This window comes from Kribbella polygonati (assembly GCF_050320105.1).
GTDB lineage: Bacteria > Actinomycetota > Actinomycetes > Propionibacteriales > Kribbellaceae > Kribbella.
The window spans coordinates 6,039,994-6,055,435 of record NZ_CP190129.1 but is presented as its reverse complement, the minus strand read 5'-3'; the positions used below and the strand labels follow the sequence as shown (position 1 = coordinate 6,055,435).

15 protein-coding genes and 1 riboswitch are annotated in these 15,442 nt (G+C 69.5%); of the genes, 13 read left to right on the top strand and 2 right to left on the bottom strand.

What is annotated here, in order from left to right; all coding sequences use genetic code 11:
- The first annotated feature begins 1 nt into the window (after position 1).
- From ACQHIV_RS28575 to ACQHIV_RS28555, 5 genes are read left to right on the top strand one after another with little or no spacing between them, the layout of a single operon-like run.
- Positions 2 to 892 carry a carbohydrate ABC transporter permease gene (locus ACQHIV_RS28575; RefSeq protein ID WP_427886801.1) on the top strand — a complete coding sequence of 297 codons (891 nt, stop codon included), beginning with the start codon at positions 2 to 4 and terminating at the stop codon, positions 890 to 892.
- Positions 889 to 1,779: a carbohydrate ABC transporter permease gene (locus ACQHIV_RS28570; protein ID WP_427886799.1), complete on the top strand. Its 891-nt coding sequence runs from the start codon at positions 889 to 891 to the stop codon at positions 1,777 to 1,779. The genes ACQHIV_RS28575 and ACQHIV_RS28570 overlap by 4 nt, the downstream gene beginning before the upstream one ends.
- Before the next feature lie 11 nt (positions 1,780 to 1,790).
- Entirely contained in the window at positions 1,791 to 2,786 is a 996-nt protein-coding gene (locus tag ACQHIV_RS28565) for a sugar phosphate isomerase/epimerase family protein (protein ID WP_427886797.1), read from the top strand.
- Positions 2,783 to 3,661, top strand: coding sequence for a transketolase (locus tag ACQHIV_RS28560; protein ID WP_427886795.1), 879 nt, complete (start codon positions 2,783 to 2,785; stop codon positions 3,659 to 3,661). Before ACQHIV_RS28565 ends, ACQHIV_RS28560 begins: the two co-directional genes overlap by 4 nt.
- Positions 3,658 to 4,626, top strand: a complete 969-nt coding sequence (locus ACQHIV_RS28555) for a transketolase family protein (protein ID WP_427886793.1) — start codon at positions 3,658 to 3,660, stop codon at positions 4,624 to 4,626. The genes ACQHIV_RS28560 and ACQHIV_RS28555 overlap by 4 nt, the downstream gene beginning before the upstream one ends.
- Here the strand turns inward: ACQHIV_RS28555 and ribB are convergent.
- Positions 4,610 to 5,224 (bottom strand): 3,4-dihydroxy-2-butanone-4-phosphate synthase, encoded by a 615-nt coding sequence (gene ribB, locus ACQHIV_RS28550; RefSeq protein ID WP_427886791.1) that lies wholly within the window; start codon positions 5,222 to 5,224, stop codon positions 4,610 to 4,612. The genes ACQHIV_RS28555 and ribB overlap by 17 nt on opposite strands.
- 74 nt (positions 5,225 to 5,298) lie before the next feature.
- Positions 5,299 to 5,432, bottom strand: a riboswitch (FMN riboswitch).
- Between the two features lie 370 nt (positions 5,433 to 5,802).
- Here ribB and ACQHIV_RS28545 point away from each other — a divergent pair.
- The 3 genes from ACQHIV_RS28545 to ACQHIV_RS28535 are packed head-to-tail and all read left to right on the top strand — an operon-like array spanning position 5,803 to position 9,405.
- Positions 5,803 to 7,074 (top strand): DUF4038 domain-containing protein, encoded by a 1,272-nt coding sequence (locus ACQHIV_RS28545; RefSeq protein WP_427886790.1) that lies wholly within the window; start codon positions 5,803 to 5,805, stop codon positions 7,072 to 7,074.
- Positions 7,075 to 7,103: 29 nt separating this feature from the next.
- Positions 7,104 to 8,075 (top strand): sugar-binding transcriptional regulator, encoded by a 972-nt coding sequence (locus ACQHIV_RS28540; protein WP_427886788.1) that lies wholly within the window; start codon positions 7,104 to 7,106, stop codon positions 8,073 to 8,075.
- The gene (locus ACQHIV_RS28535; RefSeq protein WP_427886786.1) at positions 8,065 to 9,405 is read left to right on the top strand and encodes a threonine/serine ThrE exporter family protein; all 1,341 of its coding nucleotides are present in this window, start codon (positions 8,065 to 8,067) and stop codon (positions 9,403 to 9,405) included. Before ACQHIV_RS28540 ends, ACQHIV_RS28535 begins: the two co-directional genes overlap by 11 nt.
- On the opposite strand, the gene ACQHIV_RS28530 is transcribed toward ACQHIV_RS28535, so the two are convergent.
- The gene (locus tag ACQHIV_RS28530; RefSeq protein ID WP_427886785.1) at positions 9,402 to 10,928 is read right to left on the bottom strand and encodes a DUF4185 domain-containing protein; all 1,527 of its coding nucleotides are present in this window, start codon (positions 10,926 to 10,928) and stop codon (positions 9,402 to 9,404) included. The two genes, ACQHIV_RS28535 and ACQHIV_RS28530, sit on opposite strands and share 4 nt — an antisense overlap.
- Positions 10,929 to 11,055: 127 nt before the next feature.
- Between ACQHIV_RS28530 and ACQHIV_RS28525 the strand changes: the two genes are divergently transcribed.
- From ACQHIV_RS28525 to ACQHIV_RS28505, 5 genes are read left to right on the top strand one after another with little or no spacing between them, the layout of a single operon-like run.
- Positions 11,056 to 11,649, top strand: a complete 594-nt coding sequence (locus ACQHIV_RS28525) for a TetR/AcrR family transcriptional regulator (protein WP_427886784.1) — start codon at positions 11,056 to 11,058, stop codon at positions 11,647 to 11,649.
- On the top strand, positions 11,646 to 12,680 hold the full coding sequence (locus ACQHIV_RS28520; protein ID WP_427886783.1) for a VC0807 family protein: 1,035 nt from the start codon (positions 11,646 to 11,648) through the stop codon (positions 12,678 to 12,680). The genes ACQHIV_RS28525 and ACQHIV_RS28520 overlap by 4 nt, the downstream gene beginning before the upstream one ends.
- Complete coding sequence (locus tag ACQHIV_RS28515; RefSeq protein WP_427886781.1) at positions 12,677 to 14,020, top strand: FAD-dependent monooxygenase; 1,344 nt, start codon at positions 12,677 to 12,679, stop codon at positions 14,018 to 14,020. The genes ACQHIV_RS28520 and ACQHIV_RS28515 overlap by 4 nt, the downstream gene beginning before the upstream one ends.
- A 41-nt stretch (positions 14,021 to 14,061) precedes the next feature.
- Entirely contained in the window at positions 14,062 to 14,460 is a 399-nt protein-coding gene (locus ACQHIV_RS28510; RefSeq protein WP_167203823.1) for a cyclic nucleotide-binding domain-containing protein, read from the top strand.
- Positions 14,450 to 15,430 carry an adenylate/guanylate cyclase domain-containing protein gene (locus ACQHIV_RS28505; protein WP_427886779.1) on the top strand — a complete coding sequence of 327 codons (981 nt, stop codon included), beginning with the start codon at positions 14,450 to 14,452 and terminating at the stop codon, positions 15,428 to 15,430. The genes ACQHIV_RS28510 and ACQHIV_RS28505 overlap by 11 nt, the downstream gene beginning before the upstream one ends.
- Positions 15,431 to 15,442 lie beyond the last annotated feature (12 nt).

Genomic DNA, 15,442 nt, shown 5'->3' with positions numbered 1-15,442 from the left:
CATGGCCGGCACAGTCGCACTCAAACGCGGTGGCCGTTGGTCGCCCTGGTTGTTCGCCGTCCCCGCCCTCGGCGTGTACGTCGCGTTCCTGGTGTACCCGGCGTTGTCGTCGTTGTGGTTCAGCCTGACCAACTGGGACGGGCTGAGCGCCTCGTACAAGTTCGTTGGCCTGAGCAACTACTTCAAGCTGCCGCAGGACCCGGTCGTGGTGACCGCGGTGAAGAACAACCTGATCTGGACCGTGGTCACGATCGCGGTCCCGACCGTCATCGGCCTGCTGCTCGCGATCGCGCTGAACGGCAAGGTGCACGGCAAGCCGATCCTCAGGCTGGTCTTCTACACGCCCGCCGTGCTGCCGCTGGTGTCGATCGCGAGCATCTGGGGCTGGCTGTACAACCCGCAGTACGGCGCGATCAACTCGGCGCTCCGGGCGATCGGGCTGGACGGGCTGGCGCAGGCGTGGCTCGGGCAGGACTCGACCGCGCTCTGGGCGGTGATGGTGCCGGCCATCTGGCTGCGGACCGGCTTCCCGATGCTGCTCTACTTGGCCGCCCTGCAGGGCATCCCGAACGAGCTGTACGAGGCCGCCACCGTCGACGGTGCGACGAAATGGCAGCAGTTCTGGCACATCACCATGCCCAGCCTGCGACCCGCGCACTACATCGTCCTGGCGCTCTCGCTGATCGACTCGTTCAAGGTCTTCGACCTCATCTACGCCATGACGTACGGCGGCCCCGGTACGTCGACCCAGGTGATGGGGACCTGGATGTACTTCAACGTCTTCCAGTACTACCAGGCCGGCTACGGCACCGCGATCGCCGTGGTAATCACGCTGGTAGCCATCGCGGTAGGCATCCCCTACGTCCGCTCCCAAACCAGGGAGGCCACATGACCCTCACAGCCCAAGCCCCGGTCGACCTGCACCTGGACACCACCAACTCCACCAGTCCTGGGCCTAAAGGGCACCGAGGCCTGGTAGCCACATTCGTCCTGGCAGTAATAGCCCTCTTCTGGATCTCGCCCTTGGCCCTCCTGGTCATCACCGCCGTACGCCCCCTCTCCGACTTCATCGGCAACGGCCCACTCTCCTGGCCGGCGGACTTCACCTGGAAGAACTTCTCCGACGCCTGGGGCATCGGCAACTTCGCCACGACGTACCGCAACAGCCTGATCCTCGCGGTCATCAAGGTCCCGCTCGGCGTCCTGTTCTCGGCGATGCTCGGCTTCGCGCTGGCGAAGCTCCGGATGAAGTTCCGCCGGACCGTGATGTTCTCGGTGTTCCTCGGCCTGACGATCCCGATCTACATCACGATCGTCCCGGTCTTCATCATGATGCGCTCGGCCGGGATGACCGACAGCATCTTCGGGCTGATCGGGCCGTACCTGGCGTTCGGCATCCCGTTCGAGGTGCTGGTGCTGCAGTCGTTCTTCCGGCAGATCCCGGACGAGATCATCGAGGCCGCGAAGGTGGACGGCGCCGGCGACTGGCGGGTGTTCTTCACGATGATCCTGCCGCTGTCCGTGCCGGCGCTGGTCACGGTGGCGATCCTGGACGCGGTCGCCACCTGGAACGAGTTCCTGTTCGCGCTGATCCTGCTGAACTCCGACGCGCACAAGACCATCCCGGTCGGACTGCTGAACTTCCAGGGCCAGTTCGCCAACAACAACACCGGCCTCGCGGCAGGCATCCTGATTGCCGTGGTGCCGATCCTGATCGCCTACACCCTGCTCCAGCGCTGGATCGTCGGCGGGCTCACCGCCGGCTCCCTCAAAGGATAGGACCAACGAATATGACTGACATGCCGGTCTTCGGCGCGGGCATCTGGCACTTCGCCACGTACAAGGACCGTTACGCGACCGACGGGTACGGCGAACCCGTCGGGCTGCTCGAGCAGATCGACCGGGCCGGCGCCGTCGGCGACCTCTCGGTGGTCGACCTGAACTGGCCGTTCGCCGGGTACGACGGGACCCTCGACGACGTCAAGGCCGCGCTGCGGCGGAACAACCTGAAGGCGATCGCGATCACCCCGGAGATCTACACCAAGGACTTCGTCAAGGGATCGCTCACCAACCCGGACCCCGCCGTACGGAAGCAGGCCCTGGAGCTGTTGCACCAGGCAACCGAACTGGCGAAGGACCTGGGCTGCTCGTACGTGAAGCTGTGGCCGGGGCAGGACGGCTGGGACTACCCGTTCCAGGTGAACTACCACGACATCTGGAACCTGGCGCTGGACGGGCTCAAGGAGCTGGTGTCGGCGCACCCGGACATCAACTTCGTGATCGAGTACAAGCCGCGCGAGCCGCGGGTGAAGATCATCTTCCCGAACGTCGCCCGGACGCTGCTCGGCATCGAGAAGATCGGGCTGCCGAACCTCGGCATCCTGCTCGACTTCGGCCACTCGCTGTACGGCCAGGAGACGCCGGCCGACGCGGCGCAGTTGGCGATCGACTACAACCGGCTCTTCGCGATCGACGTCAACGACAACATGAAGGGCTGGGACGACGACATGGTCGTCGGCTCGGTGCACCTGGTCGAGACATTCGAGTTCTTCCACACGCTGCGCCGGAACAACTGGGAGGGCGTGTGGCAGCTCGACCAGTTCCCGTTCCGCGAGGACAGTGTCCAGGCCGCGAAGCAGGCGATCACGTTCCTGAAGGCGATCCACCACGCGCTCGACGTACTGGACGACGACGCGCTGGCCGCCGCGCAGGCGTCGCACGACGCCTTGGCGGCGCAGAAGCTGGTACAGAAGGTGTTGCTGAGTTCGATGGCGGAGATCGTATGACGCTGACCGCCGAGCACGCGACGCTGCCGGTGCTCGGGCGGCTGCCGGTCCACAGCAGCCGCACCGAGCAGATCGCGCACATCGCGGAGGCCGCCAAGCAGATCCGGATCCAGGACCTCAAGCTCGTCCACCACGCCGGCGCCGGCCACATCGGCGGCGACTTCTCCGCGATCGACATCCTGGCCACGCTGTACGGCGCGGTCCTGGACATCACGCCGGACACCGTGAACGACCCGGAGCGGGACCGCTTCATCCTCAGCAAGGGCCATGTCGCGGGCGCGCTCTACACCACGCTGGCCGCGTTCGGTTTCCTGCCGGTGGAAGAACTCTCGACGTTCCTGAAACCGCTGTCCGCGCTCAACGGGCACCCGAACCGGAACAAGGTGGCCGGCGTCGAGGCGAACACCGGACCGCTCGGGCACGGTCTCCCGGTCGCCGTCGGGCACGCGCTGTCGGCGAAGCTCGACGTCTCACTGCGGCGTACGTACGTCCTGGTCGGGGACGGCGAGCTGCAGGAGGGGTCGAACTGGGAGGCGATGATGGCGGCCTCGCAGTACCAGCTGGACCGGCTGACCGTGATCGTCGACCGGAACCGGCTGCAGCAGGGCGCGACCACCAAGGAGACCAACGACCTCGACCCGCTGCCGGAGAAGGCGGCCGCGTTCGGGTTCGCGGTCGTCGAGGTGAACGGGCACGACCACGGCGAGCTGCTCGACGTGCTGTCCGCGGTCCCGTTCCGGCCGGGCAAGCCCACCTTCGTGATCGCACACACCCACAAGGGGCACCCGATCTCGTTCATGAGCAACAACGTCGCCTGGCACCACCGCGTCCCCGATGCCGCTGAGTTCCAGCAGGCCCTGAAGGAGCTGAAATGACCGTCCTCGAGACCCGTTCGATCGCCGACCAGCCGCGCTACGACTGCCGGGACGCGTACGTCGAGACGCTCGCGCAGCTGGCCGAGGCCGATCACCGGATCGTTGGCGTCGTCAACGACTCGGTCGGGTCCAGCAAGCTGAACAGCTTCCGGAAGGCTTTCCCGGACCGGCTGATCAACGTCGGGATCGCCGAGCAGGACATGGTCGGCGTCGCCTCCGGGCTGGCCAACGGCGGCCGGATCCCGTTCGTGTCCGCGGCATCCTGCTTCCTCACCGCCCGCGCGCTCGAGCAGATCAAGGCCGACGTCGCGTACTCGAACACCAACGTCAAGCTCTGCGGGATGAGCCCCGGCGTCGCGTACGGCGAACTCGGCCCGACGCACCACTCGATCGAGGACATCGCCTGGCTGCGGGCGATCGCCGGGATCCGGATCATCGTCCCGGCCGACCCGATCGAGACCGCCGCGGCGCTGCGCTGGGCGGCCGCCGCGGAGGGCCCGGTGTTCATCCGGGTCAGCCGGATGAGCGTGCCGAAGGTGTACTCCGAGGACTACACCTTCGAGCTCGGCAAGGCGATCACGGTCCGCGAAGGCAACGACGTGACCGTGATCAGCAACGGGACCGTGCTGTGGCGAGCCCTGGCCGCGGCCGAACTGCTGGCCGCGGAAGGGATCTCGGCGCGGGTGCTGTCGATGCCGACGGTGAAGCCGCTGGACACCGACGCGGTGGTCGCGGCGGCACGGGAGACGGCCGGGATCGTGACCGCCGAGGAGGCGGTGACCGGCGGCGGTCTCGGCGGTGCGGTCGCCGAGACCGTCGTACAGCGGCACCCGGCCCGGGTGACGATCCTCGGGATCCCCGAGTTCGCGCCCACCGGGTCGGCCGGCTACCTGCTGGACCGGTACGGGCTGTCCGCCGAGGGCATCGCCGACGCGGCCCGCAAGCTGGTCACGACAGGTACCTGACCAGGTCGGCGATCGTGATCATCGCGAAGCCATGAGCGTCGGCGAACGCCCGCAGGTCCGTGACGGTCATCAGCGTGCCGTCGTCGTTCATCAGCTCGCCGATCACGCCGACCGGCGGCAGACCGGCCAGCCGGACGAGCTCGACCGTGGCCTCGGTGTGGCCGGGGCGTTCCCGGACGCCGCCGTCGACCGCGCGCAACGGCAGGATGTGGCCGGGCCGGATCAGGTCCGCGCGCTGCGCCGAGGGATCGGCCAGTACGCGGACGGTCCGGGCCCGGTCCGCGGCGGAGATGCCGGTACCGACACCGGTCGCCGCGTCCACCGAGATCGTGTACGCCGTCCGCAGGCTGTCCTGGTTGTCCGGCACCATCAGCGGCAGCTCGAGCCGGTCCAGCACCGCGGACGTGGTCGGCGCGCAGACGTACCCGCTGGTGTGGCGGACGAGCAGCGCCATCAGCTCGGGAGTCGCGAGGCTGGCGGCGAAGGTCAGGTCGCCTTCGTTCTCGCGGTCCTCGTCGTCGACGACCACCACCGGGCGGCCGGCGGCGATCTCGGTGACGGCGTGTTCGATGGTGTCCAGGCTGGTCACTGTGTTCACAATCGCTGTCCTCTCGGCCTGGCACTCCGGGGCAACGACAGACCTCACGCCCCGGTTTTCGGGACGTGCGGTTGCCACGTGCGTCTTCCCATCCGGACTTTCACCGTCGGTCCTGGAGTTCCACCAGGTCAACCGCTCCTTCTTGCGAAGTCACGGGTCGCGGACTGTCACCGCCGGCTCGGAATTTCACCGACCCCAGAGCACGTGTGTGTTCTTCTCTCACTCAGCCTAACGGCAACCAGCATCCCGGGAGTGTCATGTCCATCTCATCCGTCTGGCACGAGCTCGAGCTCCCGGCAACGTCCGCCTGGGTCGACTTCACCCACGAATCCGGACGCCGCCTCCGTCGCCCCACCTTCCTTGACTCCGCCGCGACGGCGGGCGGTGCCGGGGAGAGGCGGCCGGGACCGGGAAGAGGTAATAGCCTCTCCCCGGTCCCCGGCGGGGGTGGCGGGTCGGCCGCGGGTAGCGGTGGGGGCGAGGTGGGCGCGGACGGCGCCGGGCGGAAGGTGCGTTTTGCGGCGCCGGTTGCCGGGCGGTGGCGGTGGGTTGATGGGGACGCGTCGGGGGAGTTGGACGTGCAGCCCGCGGCTGCGGGTGAGACGAATCCGTTCTACGTCCACGGGTTCTGGAAGATGTCGCCCGGCGGGCGCAGTCTCGTCCATGCGGACGGCACCCCCGCCGTGCTGGTGGCCGACACCGCGTGGGCGCTCCCGTGGCGGGCCACTCCCGACCAGGTGCGCGAGTACGCCGTTGATCGTCAGTCCAAGGGCTTCAATGCGGTCCTGCTGATGACGGTGCAACCGGACATGCGTGCGGTCGGGTCGCGTGATCGGACTGTTGACGAAGGGTTCGGGGTCGCGTTCGAAGACCTGCCTGACGGTCATCTCACGCAGATGAACTTCGAGTACTTCGACTACCTCGACGAGCTGCTGCGGATCCTGGTCGACCACGGCATCGTCCCGGTCCTCCAGCCCGTCTTCCACGGCTTCGGCTGGAAGGGCCTCGACGTCTCCGGTCGCGTGGTGCCGCCGGAAGAGTATGCCGCCTACTGCCGCTACCTCGTCGCCCGGTACGGCGCTCAGCCGGCGATCTATCTGGTCGGCGCGGACGGCTCCGGCACCGAACCGCAGATCGTCGCGGGCGGCGAGGAGGTGCACGCGACGGACTGCTATCACCAGCCGACGGGCATCCACTACCGCCCGCACATCCGCCCGGCCGCGCACCAGGACGCCGACTGGCTCGACTTCCAGTGGTGCCAGACCGGCCACACCGGCGAGCACGTCCCGGAGCGGGTCGCCGACATGTGGCGCAACGACCCGGTCAAGGCCGTCGCGAACGGCGAACCGACGTACGAGCACACCGGCCGCACCGGTGTCGCCGAGGGCTGGTGGCAGGGGCACGAGGCGTGGAGCAACCTGTGCGCGGGCGGCACGATGGGGGTCGTCTACGGCGCCGGCAGCCTCTGGCAGTGGCGCCTGCACCCGGACGAGCCGGGGCATTCCGAGTACTTCCTCGCGCCGGGCGCGGGCTGGCGGGAGGCGCTCGGCTTCGAGGGTTCGACGTACGTCGGGATGCTCGGCAAGATCCTGGACGGCCTCCCGACCACCGACATGACGCCGGACTGGACCCGCGTGATTTCGGGGCGGGCGCTGAGTACCAAGGACGGCGGCCTGATCGTGTACCGCGAGAACGGCGGGCCGGTGATGGTGTTCGACGAGACCGTGCCGCTGGGCTACACGATCGTCGATCCACGCGACGGCTCGGTGGTGGCGACCGGCACCCGGGACACGCCGGAGAGTCCATTGCCCGATGTTGGTGGCGCACCGAGGGTCTACATCTGCCTATAGTCCAGTTTGATCGTGTTGAGAGGGGTGTCGTGAACAGCAACCGCGCGGTGCGCCAGCCGGGGCTGGACGAGCTGCGGCTGCTTGCGAAGGTGGCCCGGATGTACCACGAGAAGGGCATCCGGCAACCGCAGATCGCCGCCGAGCTGAACCTGTCCCAGGCGCGGGTCTCGCGGATGCTCAAGCAGGCCGTCGAGGTCGGCATCGTGCACACCGTGGTGACCATGCCGAGCGGCGTGCACAGCGACCTCGAGGACGAGCTCCAGGGCCGGTACGGGTTACGCGACGCGGTCGTCGTGGACAGTGCCGGCGACGAGGTCCTGCCCGCGCTCGGCTCGGGCGCGGCGGCGTACCTGGACATGACGCTGACCGGCGGGCACGTGGTCGGGATCTCGTCCTGGAGCGAGACGCTGATCTCCGCGGTCGACCGGATGCCGCGCAAGAGCGTGCCGGTGGTCGACAAGGTGGTGCAGATCGTCGGCGGCCTGGGCGACGCCGCCGTCCAGATGCAGGCCACCCGGCTGACCGCGCGGTTCGCCGAGCTGACCGGCGGGATGCCGGTCTACCTGCCGGCGCCCGGCCTGGTCGGCACCCCCGCCGTCCGCCGGGCGATGATGAACGACGTGTCGGTCCGGGACGTTCTGGGCACCTGGGGACAACTCACCGACGCCCTGGTCGGGATCGGCAGCCTGGAACCGTCGCCGCTGCTGCAGCGCAGCGGCAACGCGGTCGCGGAGGCCGACCAGGACGAGCTGCGCCGGCTCGGTGCCGTCGGGGACGTGTGTTTCCGGTTCTTCGACGAAGAGGGGAAGCTGGTGCGCTCGACGTTCGACCAACGGGTGATCGGGGTGACCGCGAAGGAGCTGCTGGCGGTGCCGCGCCGGATCGGCGTGGCCGGCGGTGAACGCAAGTACTCCGCGATCCGGGCGGCCCTGCTCGGCGGCTGGGTCAACATCCTGATCACCGACCTCGCGATGGCGCATCGCCTGCTCGATGGAGCCTGACGAGCAGCGGGAGGTCTACGCCACCATCGACCTGGCGTTGCGGGTCGGTGAGGTGCTGCTGTCCAGCGGCGCCGGTACGGCGGACGCGACCGCGACGATCCTCGGCGTCACCGCGGCCGGCGGGCTGCGCGGGTGCGAGGTCGACATCACGTTCACCTCGATGGCCGTCTCGTACCAGGCCGCGCCCGACGTCGCGCCGGAGACCCACATCCGGCTGGTCCGGTACCGCTCGCAGGACTTCTCCCGGCTGACCGACGTCGACCGGCTGGTACGGCGGTTCGCCCGCGGCGACCTGAACCGCGAGGACGCGTCCCGCGAGCTCGCCCGGCTGACGTCCGCGGGACCGCCGTACCCGCGGTGGACCGCGGTGCTGGCCTGGGGCGTGATGGCCGGCGGCGCGACGCTGCTGCTCGGCGGCGGCTGGCTGATCACGCTGGTGGCGGTGCTGACCGCGATCGGCATCGAGCTGAACAACCGCTGGTTCAACCGGCAGCGGCTGCCGGCGTTCTACCAGCAGGTCGCCGGCGCGTTCGTCGCGACCGCGGTCGCCCTGGTGCTGTACGCCGTCCACGCGCCGGTCAAACCGTCGCTGGTCGTTGCCGCGGGCATCATCATGCTGCTGGCCGGGATCGCCCTCACCGGCGCCGTCCAGGACGCGATCACCGGGTACTACGTGACCGCGGCGGCCCGCAGTTTCGAGGCGATGCTGCTCACCGGCGGGATCATCGCGGGCGTCTCGCTCGGGCTCGCGCTGGGGGTGCGGTTCGGGCTGAAGGTCGGGATCGAGCCGCAGACGATCCAGTTGGCGAACCTCCCGGTGATGGTGATCTCCGGCGCGGTGATGGCGGTCGCGTTCGCGTACGCGTCGTACGCGCCGCTGCGTGCGCTGCTGCCGGTCGCGGTGATGGGTGCGCTGGCCTCGCTGATCTTCACGGTGATGACCAGGGCGTCGTTCGGCCCGGCCTGGTCCACCGCGGCGGCCGCCTTCGTCGTCGGCCTCGGCGGGTACTCCGGCGGCCGGCGGACCGGCGTACCGCCGCTGGTCGTGGTGGTCGCCGGGTCGATCCCGCTGCTGCCGGGCCTGACGATCTACAAGGGCCTCTACGAACTGACCGCGGGTGGCGAGCTGATCGGCATCGTCGGTCTCACCACCGCGGTCGCGATCGGCGTCGCGCTGGCCTCGGGGCTGATCCTCGGCGAGTACGTCGCGCAGCCGATCCGCCGTGAGGCCCGCCGCCTGGAAGACCGGCTGGCCGGGCCGCGGCTGGTCGGCCCGCGCCGGCCGGTCCGCCGGCGGACCTCACGGACCCGGCGCCGGCGCCGTACCTAGCCGATTTCCTGGAGTACGACGTCGTCGAGCTGCAGCCAGACGTCCTGGCTGTGCCCGAAGAAGCCGGCGTACAGCTGGATCAGCGACTCCTGTCCGGAGTTGAAGTCGACGCTGACCTGCGTGTACTGCGGATGCGCGCCGCCGGTCTGCTGCGCGATCGTCCGGCCGCGCAGGGTCCGGACGCCGAGCATCGTCTCGGAGTTGTTCTCCGCGGTGCGCACCCAGGCGGACAGGCGGTACCGGTGGTTCGGCCGTACGGCGACCGTCTGCTGGAGCTGGTGGGTCCCGATCGAGTCGCGGACGTACGCGTTGTTGGTGCCGCTGTGCGAGAGGTTGTTGCGGTCGATGCCGCCGGTTCCGCTCAGCTGCCAGGGCGCGGACGGCGTACCGCTGGTCTGCGCCTCGAAGCCGGGATCGCTGACCAGGTTGGTCGCCTTGCCGTCGTCGGTGAGCTTGGTGTGCATCAGGAACACGTTGTACGGATCCCACTGCGCCATCGTGAAGTAGAGGTCGGGGCCTTGCGACCACGGGTGCATGAAGGAGCCGTAGAGGCCGGGGTAATCGGTGCCTTTGACAACGACCTGCTCGCCGCTCCACGGGCCGGTGAGGTCGGTGGCGGAGCGCAGCACGATCGAGGCGCGGTGCTCGTCGAGGTACATCATCAGCCACTTGCCGGTGTACGCGTTCCACTGCACCGAGACCTCGCCGATCGGGCCGGATGCGATCGGTACGGCGGCCTCCTCCCGCGGTGACCAGGTCCGGCCGTCCCAGTAGCGCCAGGCCTTCTTCTGCAGGACCTGCTGCTCGGGGACCCGGGCGAGGTGTGCGCTGCCGAAGCGGCCGTTCGGCGTACCGACCATGTATACGTATCCACCGCTCCTGGTCAGCGCGGTCATCTGGAAGTTGTCGTCCCAGGCCTTGGTGTTCTGCCAGCGGGCGCCGGCGTCCTTGGTCCAGGTCTCGCCGTTGTCGTCGGAGTACGCGAAGCCGGAGTAGTTCGTGAACCAGCTGCCGGGCGGTCCCCAGTAGTTGACCGACATGTACTGCACGTACTGGCGGTGGCCGACCGAGACGCCGGCGGTCGGGATCACCGTGTGCTCGTCGCGGTCGATCTTCTTGCAGGGCAGGAACTCCTTGGCGTGACCGGGCCGGTCCTCGGCGGCCGAGTCGAACGACATCCCGTCGGCGAGGTTGTGGTCGGTACTGCGGAGCAGCAGGTTGCACCGCCAGTCGATCGTGGCCTGGTCGCCGGCACCGCCGCCCGGGCCGGTCCAGCCGCTGCCGTAGCTGTCGCCGAACGCGGTCAGGATCTGCCCGGAACCGTTGTCCCAGAGGATGCCGAGGTCGGTCGCCTTCAGCGCGAACCGCGCCTCGGTGTCGTTGATCGACTGCGGTCCGGTGAGCTTGGCGACGCGGTCGACGGGGGACGGCACGGTGGTTGCTTGTGCGGGGGCCGAGCGGTCGGCGGGTATCACGGACGCCGCGATCAGGGCAGGGATGACCAACAACCATCGCTTCCGCATCTGGGTCTCCTCGGGCGGTGGAGCAGGGGTGAGAAATCGATTTCCGGGTCACCGTAACCGGGCGCGTCGAGGAGGTCAACGGGTCGCGGGCTTGACGAAGTTTTATCCGGGTGGGTAATTTTTACTCATGCGGATAAAACAGAGCACGGAGCGGAGCCGCGGTACGGCGGCCCGGCGGGACCAGATCGTCGCGGCGACGATCGGCGTGCTCGCGGAACGGGGGTACGGCGCGACGTCGTACGACGCGATCTGCGAGGCGGCCGGGTTGAGCAGCAAGCGGTTGATCTCGTACCACTTCACGACGAAGGACGAGTTGCTCGCCGAGGTGCTGCGCCGGGTGACCCAGGACGCTGCGGCCCGGATGCGTCCCGCGATCGACGCGGCCGAAGGCCCGGACGGGAAGCTGGCGGCGTACATCCGCTCGAACGTCGAGTTCATCGCGGAGCGCCCCGATCACGTGCGCGCGGTCCAGCAGATCGTCTTCTCCGGCACTCCCGTCCCGACCGAGGAGGCCGACGCCGCAGTCGCCCGCCTGACCCTCCTGTTCGAGGAGGGCCAGCAGACGGGCGTCTTCCGCCCCTTCGACCCCCTCCTGATGGCCCACACCCTCCGAGCCGCCATCGACTCCCTCGCCACCCGCCTGGTAGCCGGCACCGCCCCCACCCACGCCGCCCAAGAACTAACCAACCTCTTCCACCAAGCCACCCGGAACGACCGATGAACCACCCCGAGCCGAACACCACCCCGGCAACCCACGCCGCACGCGCCGCGGACCCAACCCCCGCCACACACGAGACGACAACCAGCCCACCAACCCCCACGCTCCCGAAGAGCCCCCAGCCGCATGCGGACGTCACCCGCCCACCAGCCCCTGCAGGGCGGGACGACGCCACGCCGCGAGCGAGGGTGGACCGCACACCAGCCCCCACTGGACGACAGGCGCCGCGTCACGAGCCAACCCCCGCGGAGCGGGAGAGCGTTGTACCGCGTGGGGGTGTGGACCGCCCGCCAGTTCCCGCGGGGCGGGAGGATGCCGTGCTGCGGGCGGGGGTGGATCGCGTGCCAACCTCCGCGGAGCGGCAGGCGGCACTTCTCGCACCAGCGCCCGCGGCGGTGGAGCAGTCGGGGGTTCAATCGAAGGCTCGGTGGGGGGCTGTTTTGGGGCCGGTGGTGGTGGATTTGGTGGTGCCGTTGGTGGTGTTTTACGGGTTGCGGCGGGCTGGGGTGGGGGTTGTGGGGGCGACGTTGGCGGGGTCTGTGGTTCCGGTGGGGCGGACGGTCTGGTCGGCGGTGCGGGGGCGGCGGGTCGACTGGATGGCGGTGTTCGTGATTGTGGCGTTGGTGACCGGAACCGTCGCCTCGCTCGCGATGCACAGTCCGCGGATGTTGCTGGCCAAGGATGGCGTGATCACCGCGTTGTGTGGGCTGTGGATGCTCGGGACTGTTGCCCTCGGCAAGCCTTTGTTGCTGGCGATGGGGCGGGGGATCGCGGAGGCCAAGCGGGGTAAGGGTGGCGGCGAGGTCTGGGCGAGCCGGTGGGATCGTGAGCCGCGCTTCCGGCACGGGATCCGGCTGGTGACCGCCGTCTGGGGCGTCGGCCTGGTGTTCGACGCGGTCGTCCGCGTGGTGATTGCGTACGCGCTCCCGCTCGACGCGGTCCCGGGCGTGACGACCGTCCAGTGGATCGTACTGTTCGTCCTGCTCTACGGCTTCATGATGATCTACTCGCGCAAGAACGACCTGCTCGCATGAACGTACTCGTCGTAGGCGCCGGCCCGACCGGCCTGCTGCTCGCCGCCGAGCTGACCCTCGCCGGCGCGGACGTGCAGATTGTCGACAAGGCGACGAAACGCTCCGGCCAGTCGAAGGCCCTCACCCTGCAGCCGCGCTCGATCGAGATCCTGCACTCCCGCGGCCTCCTCGGCGACCTGCTCGACTCCCCGCGGCTACCCGCGGGCCACTTCGCCGGCGTCCCGCTCGACTACACCGCCCTCGACACCAGATTCCCTTACCAGCTTGGGATTCCACAGCTCCGCGTCGAACAACTCCTCGAAGCCAACCAAGACGTACGCCGCGGCCTCGAGCTCATCGACCTGCACCAGGACGAGGACGGCGTCGACACCACATTCACCGACGGCACGACGATCCGCGCCGACTGGGTCGTCGGCTGCGACGGTGCCCACAGCGCAGTACGCACCCGCACCGGCATCGGCTTCCCCGGCCGCGACGGTCGATTCACCGCGGTGGTCGCCGACGTGGTCGTGTCCGGCGTACGACCCGACTGGCAACTCCCCGAACTCGTACCCCGCGACGGCGCCGTGATGACCCTCGTCCCACTCGACGGCGGCGTACACCGCGCGCTCTTCACAGGCCCAGAACAGCAACACCTCCCGAAGGATCAGCCTGTCACCCACGACGAGGTCGCCGCCGCGCTGCGTGCCTGGTACGGCGCCGACGTCGTACTGCGGGAACTCCGCCACGCCTCGCGCTTCACCGACGCCGCCCGCCAGGCGGAGCGGTACCGCGACGGCCGCGTCTTCCTCGCCGGGGACGCCGCGCACATCCACTCCCCGACCGGTGGCCAGGGTATGAACCTCGGCCTGCAGGACGCGTTCAACCTCGGTTGGAAGCTCGGCGCGGTCGTCCGCCGTGACGCGGACGAGAGCCTGCTGGACAGCTACCACGACGAACGCCACCCGGCCGGTGCCGCCGTACTGGCGAACACCCGCGCGCAGGGGGTGCTGATGGTGCCGGACGACGACATCGCCTGCCTGCGCGACACGTTCGCCGACCTGCTCGCCGTACCGGAGGCGAACCGCCGGCTGGCCGGCGTCATCTCCGGCATCGGCCTCGCGTACGCGCCGGGCGACCACGCGCTGGTCGGCCGCCGGATGCCGGACCTCACGCTGAGCGACGGTACGACGGTCTCCGAACGGCTCCGCGCCGGGCGGCACGTGCTGCTGGACGAGCCGGATACGCCCCGGATCCTGGTCCGCCCGGACGGATACGTGCAGTGGGCAACGGACGACCCGGAGGTCGGCCCACCGCCGAATTTCGGCCACCGGATGACCCCGGCGGCGTCCAGCCGTTAGAGTTACCGACTGGAAACATCAGCGCGACGAGGAGGATCGACGTGGCACTGGGTAGGACGTCCCCGCGGGACCTGCCGTTGTTCGCGGATCTGTCCGGACGCGACATCCGGGACATCTTCCGGGCCGGCGAGGAAGTCTCGGTGCCGGCCGGCTGGTCGCTGATCCTGGAGCAGACGCCGCCGGACGCGGCGTACCTGATCCTGAGCGGCACCGCCGCGGTCCGGGAGAAGGGCGAGGAGATCGCCGAGCTCGGGCCGGGCGACATCGCCGGCGAGGTCGCGGTCCGGAAGAACACGTTGCGAACGGCAACTGTCACGGCGAAGTCGCGGCTGCAGCTGCTGCACTTCACCCGGGAGAAGTTCGACGACCTGACGCGGCGGTTGCCCGCGTTCCGGGACGCCATCGACGCCACCATTGCCGAGCGCCGCGGTGGCTCCTGACCCTGACCTCGCCGGCGTCCAGCGCGAGTTCGAGCGCACCCTGCTCGGTGGCGAGCGGAAGTTCACCCGCGTCCAGGTGTCGGAGCGGGCCGGGATCTCCACCGAGCGCGCCGAGCGGATGTGGCACGCGCTCGGGTTCGCGACCGTACCCGACGACGAGGTGGCGTTCACCGACGACGACGTCGAGGCGCTGCGGCTGGTCGCGGCGCTCGAGGACGACGGGTTCATCGAGCCCGAGATGGAGTCGTCGCTGGCCCGCAAGCTCGGCCAGACCCAGTCCCGGCTGGCGTCCTGGCAGTCGGCGATGTTCCTGGAGTTCCTCGGCGGCTCCAAGCTGTCGGCGGACGAGTCGATCGAGGTCGCCGCGCTGCTGCTGCCGGCCATGGAGCGCCTGCAGACGTACGTCTGGCGCCGCCACCTGGCCGCGGCCGCCGGGCGCGCGATGGCCGGGTCGGACGAGCTCGCGCGCGGCGTCCGTGCGGTCGGGTTCGCGGACATCGTCAGCTACACGCGACTGACCCGGCGGCTGACCGAGATCGAGCTCGGCCAGCTGATCGAACGCTTCGAGGGCACCGCCGCGGACGTCGTCGCGGAGAACGGCGGCCGGGTGATCAAGTCGATCGGCGACGAGGTCCTGTTCGTCACCGACACTGCCGCGCAGGGTGCCGCGGTCGCGCTGGCGCTGCAGGACGCGGTCAGCGCGGACCCGGAGCTGCCCGAGCTGCGGATCGGGCTCGCGTACGGGTCGATCCTGATCCGGCTCGGCGACGTGTACGGCGAGGTGGTCAACCTGGCCGCCCGCCTGACCACGGAATGCAAGCCCGGCCGGGTCCTCGCCGACCGCGAACTGGCCGCCGCGCTGGACGGCCACGCGGCGTACACGATCCACCGGCTGCGCCGGGTCGCGGTCCGCGGCTACCGGCATCTGGTCCCGTACGCCATCCAGCGTGCGGGCGGTGCACCGGCATGACATACGGTTTGT

Excerpts from the sequence above, each read along its gene's own strand:
- ACQHIV_RS28575 (WP_427886801.1), top strand. The coding sequence starts at position 2 with ATGGCCGGCACAGTCGCACTCAAACGCGGTGGCCGTTGGTCGCCCTGG.
- ACQHIV_RS28570 (WP_427886799.1), top strand. The coding sequence starts at position 889 with ATGACCCTCACAGCCCAAGCCCCGGTCGACCTGCACCTGGACACCACC.
- ACQHIV_RS28565 (WP_427886797.1), top strand. The coding sequence starts at position 1,791 with ATGACTGACATGCCGGTCTTCGGCGCGGGCATCTGGCACTTCGCCACG.
- ACQHIV_RS28560 (WP_427886795.1), top strand. The coding sequence starts at position 2,783 with ATGACGCTGACCGCCGAGCACGCGACGCTGCCGGTGCTCGGGCGGCTG.
- ACQHIV_RS28555 (WP_427886793.1), top strand. The coding sequence starts at position 3,658 with ATGACCGTCCTCGAGACCCGTTCGATCGCCGACCAGCCGCGCTACGAC.
- ACQHIV_RS28535 (WP_427886786.1), top strand. The coding sequence starts at position 8,065 with ATGGAGCCTGACGAGCAGCGGGAGGTCTACGCCACCATCGACCTGGCG.
- ACQHIV_RS28530 (WP_427886785.1), bottom strand. The coding sequence starts at position 10,928 with ATGCGGAAGCGATGGTTGTTGGTCATCCCTGCCCTGATCGCGGCGTCC.
- ACQHIV_RS28525 (WP_427886784.1), top strand. The coding sequence starts at position 11,056 with ATGCGGATAAAACAGAGCACGGAGCGGAGCCGCGGTACGGCGGCCCGG.
- ACQHIV_RS28520 (WP_427886783.1), top strand. The coding sequence starts at position 11,646 with ATGAACCACCCCGAGCCGAACACCACCCCGGCAACCCACGCCGCACGC.
- ACQHIV_RS28515 (WP_427886781.1), top strand. The coding sequence starts at position 12,677 with ATGAACGTACTCGTCGTAGGCGCCGGCCCGACCGGCCTGCTGCTCGCC.